The organism is Actinotalea subterranea (assembly GCF_008364845.1).
GTDB lineage: Bacteria > Actinomycetota > Actinomycetes > Actinomycetales > Cellulomonadaceae > Actinotalea > Actinotalea subterranea.
Genome location: NZ_VTTP01000006.1, coordinates 30,427 through 46,165, shown reverse-complemented (window position 1 = coordinate 46,165; position 15,739 = coordinate 30,427). Strand labels below are relative to the sequence as shown.

Sequence of the window (15,739 nt, the reverse complement as noted above, 5' to 3'; positions counted from 1 at the left end):
TTCTCAGCGCTTCTTGTTCTTGCCGGAACGGCGGCGACGGACGATGAGCTTGTCGCTCGGCTTGTTCGGACGGCGCGTGCGGCCCTCCGGCTGGCCCCAGGGGCTCACCGGGTGACGACCACCGGACGTCTTGCCCTCGCCACCACCGTGCGGGTGGTCGATCGGGTTCATGGCGACACCGCGGACGGTCGGGCGCTTGCCCTTCCAGCGCATGCGGCCGGCCTTGCCCCAGTTGATGTTCGACTGCTCGGCGTTGCCGACCTCGCCGACCGTGGCGCGGCAGCGCAGGTCGACGTTGCGGATCTCGCCGGACGGCAGACGGAGCTGCGCGTACGGCCCGTCCTTCGCGACGAGCTGCACCGAGGCACCCGCCGAGCGCGCCATCTTCGCGCCGCCACCGGGCTTGAGCTCGATGGCGTGGATGACGGTACCGGTCGGGATGTTGCGCAGCGGCAGGTTGTTGCCCGGCTTGATGTCCGCGCCCGGCCCGTTCTCGACCATGTCGCCCTGCGACAGCTTGTTCGGCGCGATGATGTAGCGCTTCTCGCCGTCCGCGTAGTGCAGCAGCGCGATGCGCGCCGTGCGGTTCGGGTCGTACTCGATGTGCGCGACCTTGGCCGGCACGCCGTCCTTGTCGTGGCGACGGAAGTCGATGACACGGTAGGCGCGCTTGTGGCCACCGCCCTGGTGGCGCGTCGTCACGCGACCGGTGCTGTTGCGGCCACCGGTCTTGTGCAGCGGCCGGACCAGCGACTTCTCGGGCTCGGAGCGCGTGATCTCGACGAAGTCGGCGACGCTCGAGCCACGACGGCCGGGCGTCGTCGGCTTGTACTTACGGATTCCCATGGAGGTCAGTCCTTGATCTGTCTCGTCGGTCCGGCGGTCAGCCGACCGGCCCGCCGAAGATGTCGATGGTGCCCTCGCGCAGCGTCACGATCGCGCGCTTGGTGTCCTTGCGCTTGCCGAGCCCGAACCGGGTCCGACGAACCTTGCCCTTGCGGTTGACCGTGTTGACGCTCGCGACCTTGACGCCGAAGACCTGCTCGACGGCGATCTTGATCTCGGTCTTGTTCGACCGCGGGTCGACGACGAAGGTGTACTTGCCCTCGTCGAGGAGGCCGTAGCTCTTCTCGGAGACGACCGGCGCGATCAGGATGTCGCGCGGGTTCTTGTCAACAGTGCTCACTTGGTCTCCTCCGCATCGAGCGCGGACGCCTCGGTCGAGGTCGCGACGGCCTTGACCGTGCGGCCCGCGGGACGCGCCAGGAACTCCTCGAGGGCGCCGCGCGTGAACACGACGTCGTCCGAGATCAGCACGTCATAGGTGTTGAGCTGGTCGGCCAGCAGGAGGTGGACCTGCTCGGCGTTGCGCAGCGACTTCCACGTGAGCTCGTCGCCCCGCTCGAGCACCACGAGCACGTGGCGACGAGGGGAGATCGCGGCGAGCGTCGCGATGGCGTTCTTGGTCGACGGCGCACCATCGACAGCGAAGCCGTCGACGACGTGCACGCGGCCGGCACGGGCCCGGTCGGACAGGGCACCGCGCAGGGCGGCGGCCTTCATCTTCTTGGGCGTGCGCTGGCTGTAGTCACGCGGCGTCGGGCCGTGCACCACGCCACCACCGGCGAACTGGGGCGCGCGGGTCGAGCCCTGACGGGCACGGCCGGTGCCCTTCTGCTTGTAGGGCTTCTTGCCGCCACCGCGGACCTCGCCACGCGTCTTGGTGGAGTGGGTCCCCTGCCGGGCCGCCGCGAGCTGCGCGACGACGACCTGGTGGATCAGCGGAACGTTCGTCTGGACGTCGAACACCTCGGCGGGAAGGTCGGCGGTGCCGGCCTTCTTGCCCTTGGCGTCGATCACGTCAACGGTCAGCGTCGTCATGAGACTCACGCCCCCTTCGCGGCGGTACGCACGAGGACGACGCCGTTCTTGGGGCCGGGGACGGCACCCTTGACGAGCAGCAGACCGCGCTCGGCGTCGACCGCGTGAACGGTCAGGTTCTGGGTGGTCTGACGGACGTGACCCATCCGGCCGGCCATCCGCACACCCTTGAAGACACGCGACGGCGTCGATGCGCCACCGATCGAGCCGGGCTTGCGGTGGTTGCGGTGGGCACCGTGGGAGGCGCCGACACCGTGGAAGCCGTGACGCTTCATGACGCCCGCGGTGCCCTTGCCCTTGGTCGTGCCGACGACGTCGACCACCTGGCCGGCGGCGAACGCCTCGGCGGTGATCTCCTGGCCGAGCGTGAACTCGGCGGCGTCGGACGTCCGGATCTCGGCCACGTGACGGCGCGGCGTGACGCCGGCCTTCTCGAAGTGGCCCTTGAGGGGCTGCGTCACCTTGCGGGGGTCGATCGGGCCGTAGGCCAGCTGGACCGCGGCGTAGCCGTCGGTCTCCGTGCTGCGGACCTGCGTGACGACGTTGGTGCCGACCTGCACGACCGTGACGGGCACGAGGCGTCCGGCCTCGTCCCACACCTGGGTCATGCCGAGCTTGGTGCCCAGCACCGCCGTGATCGGCTTCGCGTTCTGGGGAAGGGTGGTCATCGTGATCTCCTGAGCCTCAGAGCTTGATCTCGATGTTCACGTCCGCGGGCAGGTCGAGACGCATGAGCGAGTCGACCGCCTTCGGCGTGGGATCGATGATGTCGATGAGGCGCTTGTGCGTGCGCATCTCGAAGTGCTCGCGGCTGTCCTTGTACTTGTGAGGCGACCGGATGACGCAGAACACGTTCTTCTCCGTCGGCAGCGGCACCGGACCCACGACCGTTGCACCAGCGCGCGTCACCGTGTCGACGATCTTGCGCGCCGAGCTGTCGATGACCTCGTGGTCGTAGGACTTGAGCCGGATGCGGATCTTCTGTCCCGCCATGGCGTCGTCTGACTCTCTCTCTCGAACCGCTAGCTGTCCGACCCCCGCACTCGGGCGTGTCGCTCTGTGCGGCACACCTTCGCGCTGCGCACCGTGAGGCACGAGGTCGTTGGATGCTGTGTGGACCCCGTGCTCGGCACCCGCTCGGGGTGAGGCACATGGCCCTCAACGTCTGTCGTACGTGGCTGCCGATCTCACACCGTGTCCGAGCAGCCGACCCGGGGACGAGCCCCAGCGCTGCATGGCGCACGGCGGCGCAGGCAACCTGAACAGTGTGCCAGACACGGCGCCCGAATTCCAATCGGGGGCCGAGCGGGCTGATCCGGCGGGCCGTTCGGCGGCGCTGGAGCGCCGGCCGGCGGACCACGCCGGACATGGCGAGGGCCCGGGCATCACGCCCGGGCCCTCGCACAGGTCACTTCAGGATCTTCGTCACCTTGCCGGAGCCGACGGTCCGACCACCCTCACGGATGGCGAAGCCGAGGCCCTCCTCCATGGCGATCGGCTGGATCAGCTCGACCGACATCTCGGTGTTGTCGCCGGGCATGACCATCTCGGTGCCCTCGGGCAGCGTGATGACGCCGGTGACGTCGGTGGTGCGGAAGTAGAACTGCGGGCGGTAGTTCGAGTAGAACGGGTTGTGACGCCCGCCCTCGTCCTTGGCCAGGATGTAGACCTGCGCCTCGAAGTTCGTGTGGGGCGTGATCGAGCCCGGCTTCACGACGACCTGGCCGCGCTCGACGTCCTCACGCTTGATGCCGCGGAGCAGGAGGCCACAGTTCTCGCCGGCCCACGCCTCGTCCATCTGCTTGTGGAACATCTCGATGCCCGTGACCGTGGTCTTCTGCGCCGGACGGATGCCGACGATCTCGACCTCGGAGTTGATCGCGAGCTTGCCGCGGTCGACCTTGCCGGTCACGACGGTGCCACGGCCCGTGATGGTGAAGACGTCCTCGATGGGCATGAGGAACGGCTTGTCCATGTCGCGGACCGGCTCCGGGACGGACTCGTCCACGGCGTCGAGCAGCTCCTGGACCGACTCGGTCCACTTCGGGTCGCCCTCGAGCGCCTTGAGGCCCGAGACGCGCACGACGGGGGCGTTGTCCCCGTCGAAGCCCTGGGCGGAGAGGAGCTCACGGACCTCCATCTCGACGAGCTCGAGGATCTCCTCGTCGTCGACCATGTCGGACTTGTTGAGCGCGACGAGCAGGTACGGCACGCCGACCTGACGGGCGAGCAGGACGTGCTCACGCGTCTGGGCCATCGGGCCGTCCGTCGCGGCGACCACGAGGATCGCGCCGTCCATCTGCGCGGCACCCGTGATCATGTTCTTGATGTAGTCAGCGTGACCCGGCGCGTCGACGTGCGCGTAGTGGCGCTTCTCCGTCTGGTACTCGACGTGCGCGATGTTGATCGTGATACCGCGCTGCTTCTCCTCGGGCGCCTTGTCGATCTCGTCGAACGGCGTGAAGGGGTTCAGGTCGGGGTACTTGTCGTGCAGCACCTTCGAGATGGCAGCGGTCAGCGTCGTCTTGCCGTGGTCGACGTGACCGATGGTCCCGATGTTGACGTGCGGCTTGGTCCGCTCGAACTTGGCCTTCGCCACTGGGGTCCTCCTCGGACTTGGGTAGTTCCGAACGATGCAGGTGCCGGGTGACTCCTGCGGGGCGTGCGGGTCGCTACAGGTTGTGTGTGAACTTACTGGTGACCGACCTGTGGGACTACTCGCCCCGGGTCTTCTTGATGATCTCCTCGGCAACGTTACGAGGAACCTCGGCATAGCTGTCGAACTGCATCGAGTAGACCGCGCGGCCCTGGGTCTTGGACCGCAGGTCGCCGACGTACCCGAACATCTCGGAGAGGGGCACCTGGGCACGGATGACCTTGACGCCCGTGGCGTCCTCCATCGACTGGATCATCCCGCGACGCGAGTTGATGTCGCCGATGACGTCACCCATGTAGTCCTCAGGGGTCCGGACCTCGACGGCCATGACCGGCTCGAGGAGCACGGGGTCGGCCTTGCGGACGGCCTCCTTGAGGATCATCGAACCGGCGATCTTGAACGCCATCTCCGAGGAGTCGACGTCGTGAGCCGCACCGTCGAGCAGGATCGCCTTGACGCCCACGAGGGGGTAGCCGGCGAGGACGCCGAGCTCCATCGCGGACTGGACGCCCGCATCGACGCTCGGGATGTACTCGCGCGGCACGCGGCCGCCGGTCACCTTGTTCTCGAACTGGTACAGCTCGCCCTCGGACGAGTCCAGCGGCTCAAAGGTCATCTGCACCTTGGCGTACTGGCCCGACCCACCGGTCTGCTTCTTGTGGACGTAGTCGATCTTCTCGACCGCCCGGCGGATCGTCTCGCGGTAGGCCACCTGTGGCTTGCCGACGTTCGCCTCGACCTTGAACTCGCGCCGCATGCGGTCGACGAGGATGTCGAGGTGCAGCTCGCCCATGCCGCCGATGACGGTCTGGCCGGTGTCCTCGTCGTGCTTGACCCGGAACGTCGGGTCCTCCTCGGCGAGCTTCTGGATGGCCACGGAGAGCTTCTCCTGGTCACCCTTGGTCTTCGGCTCGATCGCGACGTCGATGACCGGCTCGGGGAACGTCATGGACTCGAGCACCACCTGGTGCCCCGGGTCGCACAGCGTGTCGCCCGTCGTGACGTCCTTCAGGCCGATGAAGGCGTAGATGTGGCCGGCCGTGGCCTCCTCGACGGGGTTCTCCTTGTTGGAGTGCATCTGGAAGAGCTTCCCGATGCGCTCCTTCTTGCCCTTGGTCGAGTTGATGACCTGGGCACCCGTGGGGACCTTGCCCGAGTACACGCGGACGTAGGTGAGCTTCCCGAAGAACGGGTGCGTCGCGACCTTGAACGCGAGAGCCGAGAACGGCTCGGTCGCGTCCGGGTGGCGCTGCACGACGACCTCGGGGTCCTTCGCGTCGTGACCCTCGATGGCGGGCACGTCGAGCGGGGACGGCAGGTAGTCGATCACGGCGTCGAGCATGGGCTGCACGCCCTTGTTCTTGAACGCCGAGCCGCACATCACCGGGTAGGCCTCGGAGGTGATCGTCAGCTGGCGGATGCCGGCCTTGATCTCCGCGACCGTGATCTCCTCGCCGCCGAGGTACTTCTCGAGAAGCTCCTCGCTCGTCTCGGCGACGGCCTCGATGAGCTGGGCGCGGTACTCCGCGGCCTTCTCCACGAGGTCGTCCGGGATCTCCTCGGTCGAGTACTCCTCGCCGAGCGCGGTCTCGCCGCGCCACACGAGCGCCTTCTGCTCGATCAGGTCGACGACCCCGATGAACGAGCTCTCCGAGCCGATCGGCAGCTGGATGACCAGCGGCTTGGCCTTGAGCCGGTTGATGATCGTGTCGACGGTGAAGTAGAAGTCCGCGCCGAGCTTGTCCATCTTGTTGACGAAGCAGATGCGGGGGACGTTGTACTTGTCCGCCTGCCGCCACACCGTCTCGGACTGGGGCTCGACGCCCTCCTTGCCGTCGAACACGGCAACCGCACCGTCGAGCACGCGGAGCGAGCGCTCCACCTCGACCGTGAAGTCGACGTGCCCGGGCGTGTCGATGATGTTGATCTGGTTGTTCTTCCAGTAGCAGGTCGTCGCGGCAGACGTGATCGTGATGCCGCGCTCCTGCTCCTGCTCCATCCAGTCCATCGTCGAGGCACCGTCGTGCGTCTCACCGATCTTGTAGTTGACCCCGGTGTAGAACAGGATCCGCTCGGTGGTCGTCGTCTTGCCGGCGTCGATGTGCGCCATGATGCCGATGTTGCGGACCTTGTTCAGGTCGGTCAGCACGTCAAGTGCCACGGTGTGAAGCCCTTCTTGGAGCAGTCGGTTGTGGCCGCGGGTCGCCCCGCGGGCGCCGGCCGGGACTACCAGCGGTAGTGCGCGAACGCCTTGTTCGACTCGGCCATCTTGTGCATGTCCTCGCGACGCTTGACCGCGGCACCGAGGCCGTTGCTCGCGTCCAGGATCTCGTTCATGAGCCGCTCGGTCATGGTCTTCTCACGACGCGCGCGGGAGTAGTCGACGAGCCAGCGGAGCGCGAGGGTGGTCGCCCGGACCGGGCGGACCTCGACGGGCACCTGGTACGTCGCGCCACCGACGCGGCGGGACTTGACCTCGAGCGCGGGGCGCACGTTGTCGAGCGCGCGCTTGAGCACGACGACGGGGTCGCCACCGGTCTTCTCACGGGCACCCTCGAGGGCGCCGTAGACGATCGCCTCGGCGACCGACTTCTTGCCGTCGAGAAGGACCTTGTTCACGAGCTGCGTGACGACAGGCGACCCGTAGACGGGGTCGACGATGAGCGGCCGCTTCGGGGCCGGACCCTTGCGAGGCATCTCAGTTACCCTTCTTCGCGCCGTAACGGCTGCGCGCCTGCTTGCGGTTCTTCACGCCCTGCGTGTCGAGCGCACCGCGGACGATCTTGTAGCGGACACCGGGCAGGTCCTTCACACGACCGCCGCGGACGAGCACGATCGAGTGCTCCTGCAGGTTGTGGCCGACGCCGGGGATGTAGGCCGTGACCTCCACCTGGCTGGAGAGCTTGACGCGCGCGACCTTGCGGAGCGCGGAGTTCGGCTTCTTGGGCGTGGTGGTGTAGACGCGGGTGCACACACCGCGCCGCTGCGGGCTCCCCTTGAGGGCCGGCGTCTTGGAGGACGTCGTCTTGGACGTCCGTCCCTTGCGCACGAGCTGCTGGATCGTGGGCACTACATCTCCGTCTTCGTCGGGTCTGTCTCTGGTCGACCGGCGGTTGACCGGTCATGAGGTCCGGCTGCTGCCGGACCTGGGATCTTTCGTCCTGCGCCGTCGACACCGACCCCCGCACCCGGGCGTGTCGACCCACCTGAGCGCGGCACCCACCGCCAGAGCTCTGGTCGGTGGGACAGCGCGGCGATGAATCCACCACCCGGCATCACCGCGACGCGGTCCCTCACTGGGAGGCGGCGCCGCATGCGAAGCACGCGCGAGGGCCCGACGGCGCGGGCACAGGGATTTACGTTACCTGCTGCTCCCGCGGGCCGTCAAAGCGAGGCCCGGTGGCCACGAGGGGGCCCACCGGTGCGGTGGGCCCCCTCGTCAGCCTGTGAGGACTCGATCAGCGAAGGTCGCCGAAGTCGATGTCCTCGAGCGGGATCGCCTCGCCCGAGCCCATGCCGAGCGGCGGGAAGTCGATCTCGTCGTAGCCGAAGCTCGGGTACAGCTCGGCCTTCGCCTCCTCGGTCGGCTCGACCGCGACGTTCCGGTACCGGGGAAGACCGGTACCCGCCGGGATGAGCTTTCCGATGATGACGTTCTCCTTGAGGCCGAGGAGCGGGTCGGAACGACCGCTCATCGACGCCTCGGTCAGCACCCGGGTCGTCTCCTGGAAGGAGGCCGCCGAGAGCCACGAGTCCGTCGCCAGCGAGGCCTTGGTGATGCCCATGAGCTCCGGGCGACCCGAGGCCGGCTGCCCGCCCTCGGCGATCGCCCGACGGTTCGCGTCCTCGAACCGGCCGCGCTCGGCGAGCTCGCCCGGGAGCAGGTCCGTGTCACCCGAGTCGAGCACGGTCACGCGACGCAGCATCTGCCGCACGATGACCTCGATGTGCTTGTCGTGGATGTCCACGCCCTGCGACCGGTACGTCTCCTGGACCTCGTCCACGAGGTGCTTCTGCGTCGCACGCGGGCCGAGGATGCGCAGGACCTTCTTCGGGTCGATGGCGCCCTGGACCAGCTGGGTGCCGACGTCGACGTGGTCGCCGTCGTTGATCAGCAGGCGCGACCGCTTGGTGAGCGGGTACGCGATCTCCTCGGAGCCGTCGTCGGGCGTGAGCACGATGCGGCGGACACGGTCGGACTCGTCGATCGTCACGCGGCCCGAGAACTCCGCGATCGTGCCCTCACCCTTGGGGGTGCGGGCCTCGAAGAGCTCCTGGACGCGGGGCAGACCCTGCGTGATGTCGTCGGCCGACGCCACACCACCGGTGTGGAACGTACGCATGGTCAGCTGCGTACCGGGCTCACCGATCGACTGCGCCGAGATGATGCCGACGGCCTCGCCGATGTCGACGAGCTTGCCCGTCGCGAGCGAGCGCCCGTAGCACTTGGCGCACGTGCCGACGCGCGACTCGCACGTCAGGACGGAGCGAACCTTCATCTCCGTGACACCGGCCGCGAGGAGCGTGTCGATGAGCACGTCACCCGCGTCGTCACCGGCGTGCGCGACGACGGTGCCGTCGGCACCCGTCACGTCCGCGGCGATCGTCCGCGCGTAGATGCTCGTCTCGACCTTCTCGTGACGACGCAGCGTGCCGTCGGCGGCCACCTCGGCCACCGGCAGGGTCAGGCCGCGCTCGGTCCCGCAGTCCTCCTCGCGGACGATGACGTCCTGCGAGACGTCCACCAGACGACGCGTGAGGTAGCCCGAGTCGGCGGTCCGCAGAGCGGTGTCCGCCAGACCCTTGCGGGCACCGTGCGTCGCGATGAAGTACTCCAGGACCGACAGGCCCTCGCGGTAGTTGGACTTGATCGGACGAGGGATGATCTCGCCCTTCGGGTTCGCCACGAGACCGCGCATACCGGCGATCTGACGGACCTGCATCCAGTTGCCTCGAGCACCCGATCCGACCATGCGGTTCAGCGTGTTGTGCGCCGGGAAGTTCTTCTGCATGGCCTTCGCGACCTCGTCGGTCGCCTGGGTCCAGATCTCGATGAGCTCCTGACGGCGCTCGTCGTCCGTGATCAGGCCCTTGTCGTACTGGCCCTGGATCTTCGCCGCACGGCCCTCGTACTCACCGAGGATCTGCGCCTTGGACGACGGCGTCGCGACGTCGCCGATCGCGATCGTGACGCCCGAGCGGGTGGCCCAGTAGAAGCCGGCCTCCTTGAGCGCGTCCAGGCTGGCCGCGACCTCGACCTTGGGGTACCGCTCCGCGAGGTCGTTGACGATCGAGGAGAGGCGCTTCTTGTCGACGACCCCGTTGACGTACGGGTAGTCGACGGGGAGCAGCTCGTTGAACAGCGCGCGGCCCAGCGTCGTCTTGATCATCGCCGAGTCGCCCTGCTGCCACCCCTCGGGGAGACCGAAGTCGCCGTCACCGGGGACCAGGTCGTGCGTGCGCAGCGTGACGACCGCGTTGAGGTCGAGCGAGTGCTGGTCGAACGCCATCATCGCCTCGGACACCGAGCCGAACGCGCGGCCCTCACCCGTCGCGTCGTCCTTGTCCGCCGTGAGGTGGAACAGGCCGATGATCATGTCCTGGGAGGGCATGGTCACGGGGCGGCCGTCGGACGGCTTGAGGATGTTGTTGCTCGAGAGCATGAGGATGCGGGCCTCGGCCTGCGCCTCGGTCGACAGCGGCAGGTGCACGGCCATCTGGTCGCCGTCGAAGTCGGCGTTGAACGCGCCGCAGACGAGCGGGTGCAGGTGGATCGCCTTGCCCTCGACGAGCTTGGGCTCGAACGCCTGGATGCCGAGACGGTGCAGCGTGGGTGCGCGGTTCAGCAGCACCGGGTGCTCCGTGATGACCTCCTCGAGCACGTCCCACACCTGGGGGCGGGCACGCTCGACCATGCGCTTCGCGGACTTGATGTTCTGCGCGTGGTTGAGGTCGACGAGCCGCTTCATGACGAACGGCTTGAAGAGCTCGAGCGCCATCTGCTTGGGCAGGCCGCACTGGTGCAGCTTGAGCTCCGGGCCGACGACGATGACCGAACGGCCCGAGTAGTCGACGCGCTTGCCGAGCAGGTTCTGACGGAACCGGCCCTGCTTGCCCTTGAGCATGTCCGAGATGGACTTGAGCGGCCGGTTGCCCGGGCCCGTCACGGGGCGCCCGCGGCGGCCGTTGTCGAACAGCGCGTCGACGGCCTCCTGGAGCATGCGCTTCTCGTTGTTCACGATGATCTCGGGAGCACCGAGGTCGAGCAGCCGCTTGAGGCGGTTGTTGCGGTTGATCACGCGGCGGTACAGGTCGTTCAGGTCCGACGTCGCGAACCGGCCACCGTCGAGCTGCACCATCGGGCGCAGGTCCGGGGGGATGACCGGGACGGCGTCGAGCACCATGCCCTGGGGCGTGTTGCTCGTCGTGAGGAACGCGTTGACGACCTTGAGGCGCTTGAGCGCACGCGTCTTGCGCTGGCCCTTGCCGTTCTTGATCGTGTCGCGCAGCGACTCGGCCTCGGCCTCGAGGTCGAAGTCCTGGAGGCGCTTCTGGATCGCCGCGGCGCCCATCGCGCCCTTGAAGTAGTTGCCGTACCGGTCCATGAGCTGGCGGTAGAGCATCTCGTCGCCCTCGAGGTCCGCGACCTTGAGGTTCTTGAAGCGGTCCCACACGGCGTCGAGGCGCTCGAGCTCGGCGTCCGCGCGCTTGCGGATCTGAGCCATCTCACGCTCGGCGGAGTCGCGGACCTTGCGGCGCGCGTCGGAGCGCGCACCCTCGGCCTCGAGCTCGGCGAGGTCCGTCTCGAGCTTGCGCGCGCGCTTGTCGATGTCGACGTCGCGACGGCTCGTGATCTCCTTCTTCTCCAGGTCGATCTCGTTCTGGAGGTTGGGGAGGTCCTCCTGCCGGCCCTGGTCGTCGACCTCGGTGATCATGTACGCCGCGAAGTAGATGACCTTCTCGAGGTCCTTCGGGGCGAGGTCCAGCAGGTAGCCGAGGCGCGACGGCACACCCTTGAAGAACCAGATGTGCGTGACGGGCGCGGCGAGCTCGATGTGGCCCATGCGCTCACGGCGGACCTTCGAGCGCGTGACCTCGACGCCGCAGCGCTCGCAGATGATGCCCTTGAAGCGCACGCGCTTGTACTTGCCGCAGTAGCACTCCCAGTCCCGCGTGGGACCGAAGATCTTCTCGCAGAAGAGACCGTCCTTCTCAGGCTTGAGAGTCCGGTAGTTGATGGTCTCGGGCTTCTTGACCTCGCCGTGCGACCACGTGCGGATGTCCTCCGCGGTGGCCAGGCCGATGCGCAGCTCGTCGAAGACGTTGACGTCGAGCAAGGTGTCCTACTTCCTTCGTCTGTCCATGTTCACCGTGACTGGCCGGTGAGAGCCGTGGGCCGGGCCCGGCGGGGTCGTCGACACGACTCCCCCGCCGGACCGGCGAGATCAGATCTCTTCGATGCTCGAGGCGTTCGGGCGGCGGGACAGGTCGATGCCCAGCTCCTCCGCGGCCCGGTAGACCTCGTCGTCGTTCTCCTTCATGTCGATGGAGACGCCGTCCGAGGACAGCACCTCGACGTTCAGGCAGAGCGACTGCATCTCCTTGAGGAGCACCTTGAAGGACTCGGGGATGCCGGAGTCCGGGATGTTCTCGCCCTTGACGATGGCCTCGTACACCTTGACGCGTCCGGGGACGTCGTCGGACTTGATGGTGAGGAGCTCCTGGAGCGTGTAGGCAGCGCCGTACGCCTCGAGGGCCCACACCTCCATCTCACCGAACCGCTGACCGCCGAACTGCGCCTTACCACCCAGCGGCTGCTGCGTGATCATCGAGTACGGGCCGGTCGAGCGCGCGTGGATCTTGTCGTCGACCAGGTGGTGCAGCTTGAGGATGTACATGTAGCCGACCGCGATCGGGTCGGGGAACGGCTCGCCGGAGCGGCCGTCGAACAGACGCGCCTTGCCGCCCGAGCCGACCATGCGGTCGCCGTCGCGGTTGGGGTGCGTCGCGTCGAGGAGACCCGTCAGCACGTTCTCGGGGACGCCGTCGAACACCGGCGTCGCCACGGGCGTACCGGGCGCGCTGCGCTCGGCCGCGGACGGGACGTCCTTGATCCAGCTCGCCGACTGGTCCGCGAGCTTGATGTCCCAGCCCTGCTTGGCGACCCACCCGAGGTGGGTCTCGAGCACCTGGCCGACGTTCATGCGGCCGGGCACGCCGAGCGGGTTGAGCACCACGTCGACGGGCGTGCCGTCCTCGAGGAACGGCATGTCCTCGACGGGCAGGATCTTCGAGATGACGCCCTTGTTGCCGTGACGCCCGGCGAGCTTGTCGCCGTCGGTGATCTTGCGTCGGGCGGCGATGTAGACGCGGACCAGCTCGTTGACGCCGGCGGGCAGCTCGTCGCCGTCCTCACGGTTGAACGTGCGGACCTCGATGACCGTGCCGGACTCGCCGTGGGGCACCTTGAGCGACGTGTCGCGGACCTCGCGCGCCTTCTCGCCGAAGATCGCACGGAGCAGGCGCTCCTCCGGGGTCAGCTCGGTCTCGCCCTTGGGCGTGACCTTGCCGACCAGGATGTCGCCCGCGGAGACCTCGGCGCCGATGCGGATGATGCCGCGCTCGTCGAGGTCGGCGAGGACCTCCTCGGAGACGTTCGGGATGTCCCGCGTGATCTCCTCGGGCCCGAGCTTGGTGTCGCGCGCGTCGACCTCGTGCTCCTCGATGTGGATCGAGGACAGCACGTCGTCCTGCACGAGGCGCTGCGACAGGATGATCGCGTCCTCGTAGTTGTGGCCCTCCCACGACATGAACGCGACGAGGAGGTTGCGGCCCAGGGCCAGCTCGCCCTCGTCCGTCGCCGGGCCGTCGGCCAGCACGGAGCCGACCTCGACACGGTCGCCCTCGTCGGCCAGGACGCGCTGGTTGTACGACGTGCCCTGGTTGGAACGACGGAACTTCGCGACCCGGTAGGTCGACGTCGTCGCGTCGTCGTTGCTCACCGTGATGAGGTCGGCGGAGACCTCGGTCACGACACCAGGCTTCGTGGCGACGATGACGTCACCCGCGTCGACGGCGGCACGACGCTCCATGCCGGTGCCGACGAGCGGCGCCTCGGAGCGGACCAGCGGGACCGCCTGGCGCTGCATGTTCGCGCCCATGAGGGCACGGTTGGCGTCGTCGTGCTCGAGGAACGGGATCATCGCGGTCGCGACCGAGACCATCTGGCGCGGCGAGACGTCCATGTAGTCCACGGCGTCGCCCGCGACGTCGATGGCCTCGCCACCCTTGGTGCGGACGAGCACGCGCTCCTCGGCGAACTGGCCGTTCTCCTTGAGGGGCGCGTTCGCCTGGGCGATGACGTAGCGGTCCTCGTCGTCGGCCGTGAGGTAGTGCACCTCGTCGGTGACTCGACCCTTGGTGACCTTGCGGTACGGGGTCTCCACGAAGCCGAACGGGTTGATGCGCCCGTACGTGGCGAGCGAGCCGATGAGGCCGATGTTCGGGCCCTCAGGGGTCTCGATCGGGCACATGCGGCCGTAGTGCGACGGGTGGACGTCACGGACCTCCATGCCGGCGCGGTCACGGGACAGACCGCCCGGGCCGAGCGCGGACAGGCGACGCTTGTGCGTCAGGCCCGCCAGCGGGTTGTTCTGGTCCATGAACTGCGAGAGCTGCGAGGTGCCGAAGAACTCCTTGATCGACGCCACCACGGGGCGGATGTTGATCAGGGTCTGCGGCGTGATCGCCTCGACGTCCTGCGTCGTCATGCGCTCACGGACGACGCGCTCCATGCGCGACAGGCCGGTGCGCACCTGGTTCTGGATGAGCTCGCCGACCGCGCGGATGCGGCGGTTGCCGAAGTGGTCGATGTCGTCGACCTCGACGCGGACGTCGACGGCCTCGCCGGCGCGGGTGCCCGGGATGTTCGCGACCTCGGCGTGCAGGGCAGCCATGTACTTGATCGTCGCCACGATGTCCGAGACCGACAGCACCGAGTCGGACAGGGGCGCGTCGATGCCGAGCTTCTTGTTCACCTTGTAGCGGCCGACCTTCGCGAGGTCGTAGCGCTTGGGGTTGAAGTAGAAGTTGTCGAGCAGCGCGCGGCCGGCCTCGACCGTGGGCGGCTCGCCCGGGCGGATCTTGCGGTAGATGTCGAGCAGCGCCTCGTCCTCGGTCTGGACGTGGTCCTTCTCGAGGGTCTCGAGCACGGCGGGGAAGAGCGCGAACTCCTCGCGGATCTGCGCGTCGCTCAGGCCGAGGGCCTTGAGCAGCACCGTGACGGACTGCTTGCGCTTGCGGTCGACGCGGACGCCGACGGCGTCGCGCTTGTCGATCTCGAACTCGAGCCAGGCGCCTCGCGAGGGGATGATCTTGGCCGTGAAGATGTCCTTGTCGGACGTCTTGTCGGCGGTGCGCTCGAAGTACACGCCCGGCGAGCGGACGAGCTGGGAGACGACGACGCGCTCGGTGCCGTTGATGATGAAGGTGCCGCGCTCGGTCATGAGCGGGAACTCGCCCATGAAGACCGTCTGGCTCTTGATCTCACCGGTCGTGTAGTTCACGAACTCCGCCGTCACGAAGAGCGGCGCGGCGTACGTGAAGTCCTTCTCCTTGCACTCCTCCGCCGTGTACTTCGGCGGCTCGAAGCGGTGGTCCCGGAACGAGAGGGACATGCTCCCGCCGAAGTCCTCGATCGGCGAGATCTCCTCGAAGATCTCCTCCAGACCGGAGGTCTCCGGGACGTCCTGCCGGCCCGCCTCGACGGCGGCGGCGACGCGCTCCTGCCACGCGGCGTTGCCGAGCAGCCAGTCGAAGTTCTCCGTCTGCAGACCCAGAAGGTCAGGGACCTCGAGAGGCTCGTGGATCTTGGCGAAAGAGACGCGGCGAGACGCGGTGCGGTTCGCGATAGCGTCGGCATGAGGAGCAGAAGGGGTGCGCGAGGCAGCCAAGAGGGGTCCTTCCCTGCGGATCGAGTGCACGCGCGCCGGTCTTTGGCCTACCCTGCTCTACCAGCCCATGGCGATCGGTTCGGGACCGGGCAGAGCTCGGGACCGAGGGCGGGTTGAGGGGTGGGCAGGCACAAGCCAGCGCAAAGCGCTAGCGTACCCGGTCTGTCTCCGACTGTCCAGCAGGGTCATCCGACGACTTGACGGGCACCCCGGCGACCGCCCCGCTCGACGCGTCGAGGCCCGCACCCCG

The 15,739-nt window shown here is 67.9% G+C and carries 11 protein-coding genes; all 11 read right to left on the bottom strand.

Annotated elements, in window-relative coordinates:
* Window positions 1-3 precede the first annotated feature (3 nt).
* Entirely contained in the window at window positions 4-846 is an 843-nt protein-coding gene (gene rplB / locus FZ988_RS11660) for a 50S ribosomal protein L2 (protein ID WP_149204208.1), read from the bottom strand.
* Window positions 847-883: 37 nt separating this feature from the next.
* Window positions 884-1,186 (bottom strand): 50S ribosomal protein L23, encoded by a 303-nt coding sequence (gene rplW, locus FZ988_RS11655; protein ID WP_149204207.1) that lies wholly within the window; start codon window positions 1,184-1,186, stop codon window positions 884-886.
* Entirely contained in the window at window positions 1,183-1,881 is a 699-nt protein-coding gene (rplD, locus tag FZ988_RS11650; RefSeq protein ID WP_149204342.1) for a 50S ribosomal protein L4, read from the bottom strand. The genes rplW and rplD overlap by 4 nt, the downstream gene beginning before the upstream one ends.
* Window positions 1,882-1,886: 5 nt before the next feature.
* The gene (gene rplC / locus FZ988_RS11645; RefSeq protein WP_149204206.1) at window positions 1,887-2,549 is read right to left on the bottom strand and encodes a 50S ribosomal protein L3; all 663 of its coding nucleotides are present in this window, start codon (window positions 2,547-2,549) and stop codon (window positions 1,887-1,889) included.
* A 16-nt stretch (window positions 2,550-2,565) separates the two neighbouring features.
* On the bottom strand, window positions 2,566-2,874 hold the full coding sequence (gene rpsJ, locus FZ988_RS11640; protein ID WP_012867945.1) for a 30S ribosomal protein S10: 309 nt from the start codon (window positions 2,872-2,874) through the stop codon (window positions 2,566-2,568).
* A 415-nt stretch (window positions 2,875-3,289) separates the two neighbouring features.
* Window positions 3,290-4,480: an elongation factor Tu gene (tuf, locus tag FZ988_RS11635; RefSeq protein WP_149204205.1), complete on the bottom strand. Its 1,191-nt coding sequence runs from the start codon at window positions 4,478-4,480 to the stop codon at window positions 3,290-3,292.
* 115 nt (window positions 4,481-4,595) lie between these two features.
* Entirely contained in the window at window positions 4,596-6,698 is a 2,103-nt protein-coding gene (gene fusA, locus FZ988_RS11630; protein ID WP_149204204.1) for an elongation factor G, read from the bottom strand.
* A gap of 65 nt (window positions 6,699-6,763) precedes the next feature.
* Window positions 6,764-7,234 carry a 30S ribosomal protein S7 gene (gene rpsG / locus FZ988_RS11625; protein ID WP_149204203.1) on the bottom strand — a complete coding sequence of 157 codons (471 nt, stop codon included), beginning with the start codon at window positions 7,232-7,234 and terminating at the stop codon, window positions 6,764-6,766.
* Between the two features lies 1 nt (window position 7,235).
* Window positions 7,236-7,607, bottom strand: coding sequence for a 30S ribosomal protein S12 (gene rpsL, locus FZ988_RS11620; RefSeq protein ID WP_149204202.1), 372 nt, complete (start codon window positions 7,605-7,607; stop codon window positions 7,236-7,238).
* A 388-nt stretch (window positions 7,608-7,995) separates the two neighbouring features.
* Window positions 7,996-11,874, bottom strand: coding sequence for a DNA-directed RNA polymerase subunit beta' (locus FZ988_RS11615; RefSeq protein ID WP_149204201.1), 3,879 nt, complete (start codon window positions 11,872-11,874; stop codon window positions 7,996-7,998).
* 108 nt (window positions 11,875-11,982) lie between these two features.
* Entirely contained in the window at window positions 11,983-15,489 is a 3,507-nt protein-coding gene (rpoB, locus tag FZ988_RS11610) for a DNA-directed RNA polymerase subunit beta (protein ID WP_149204200.1), read from the bottom strand.
* Window positions 15,490-15,739: the final 250 nt, after the last annotated feature.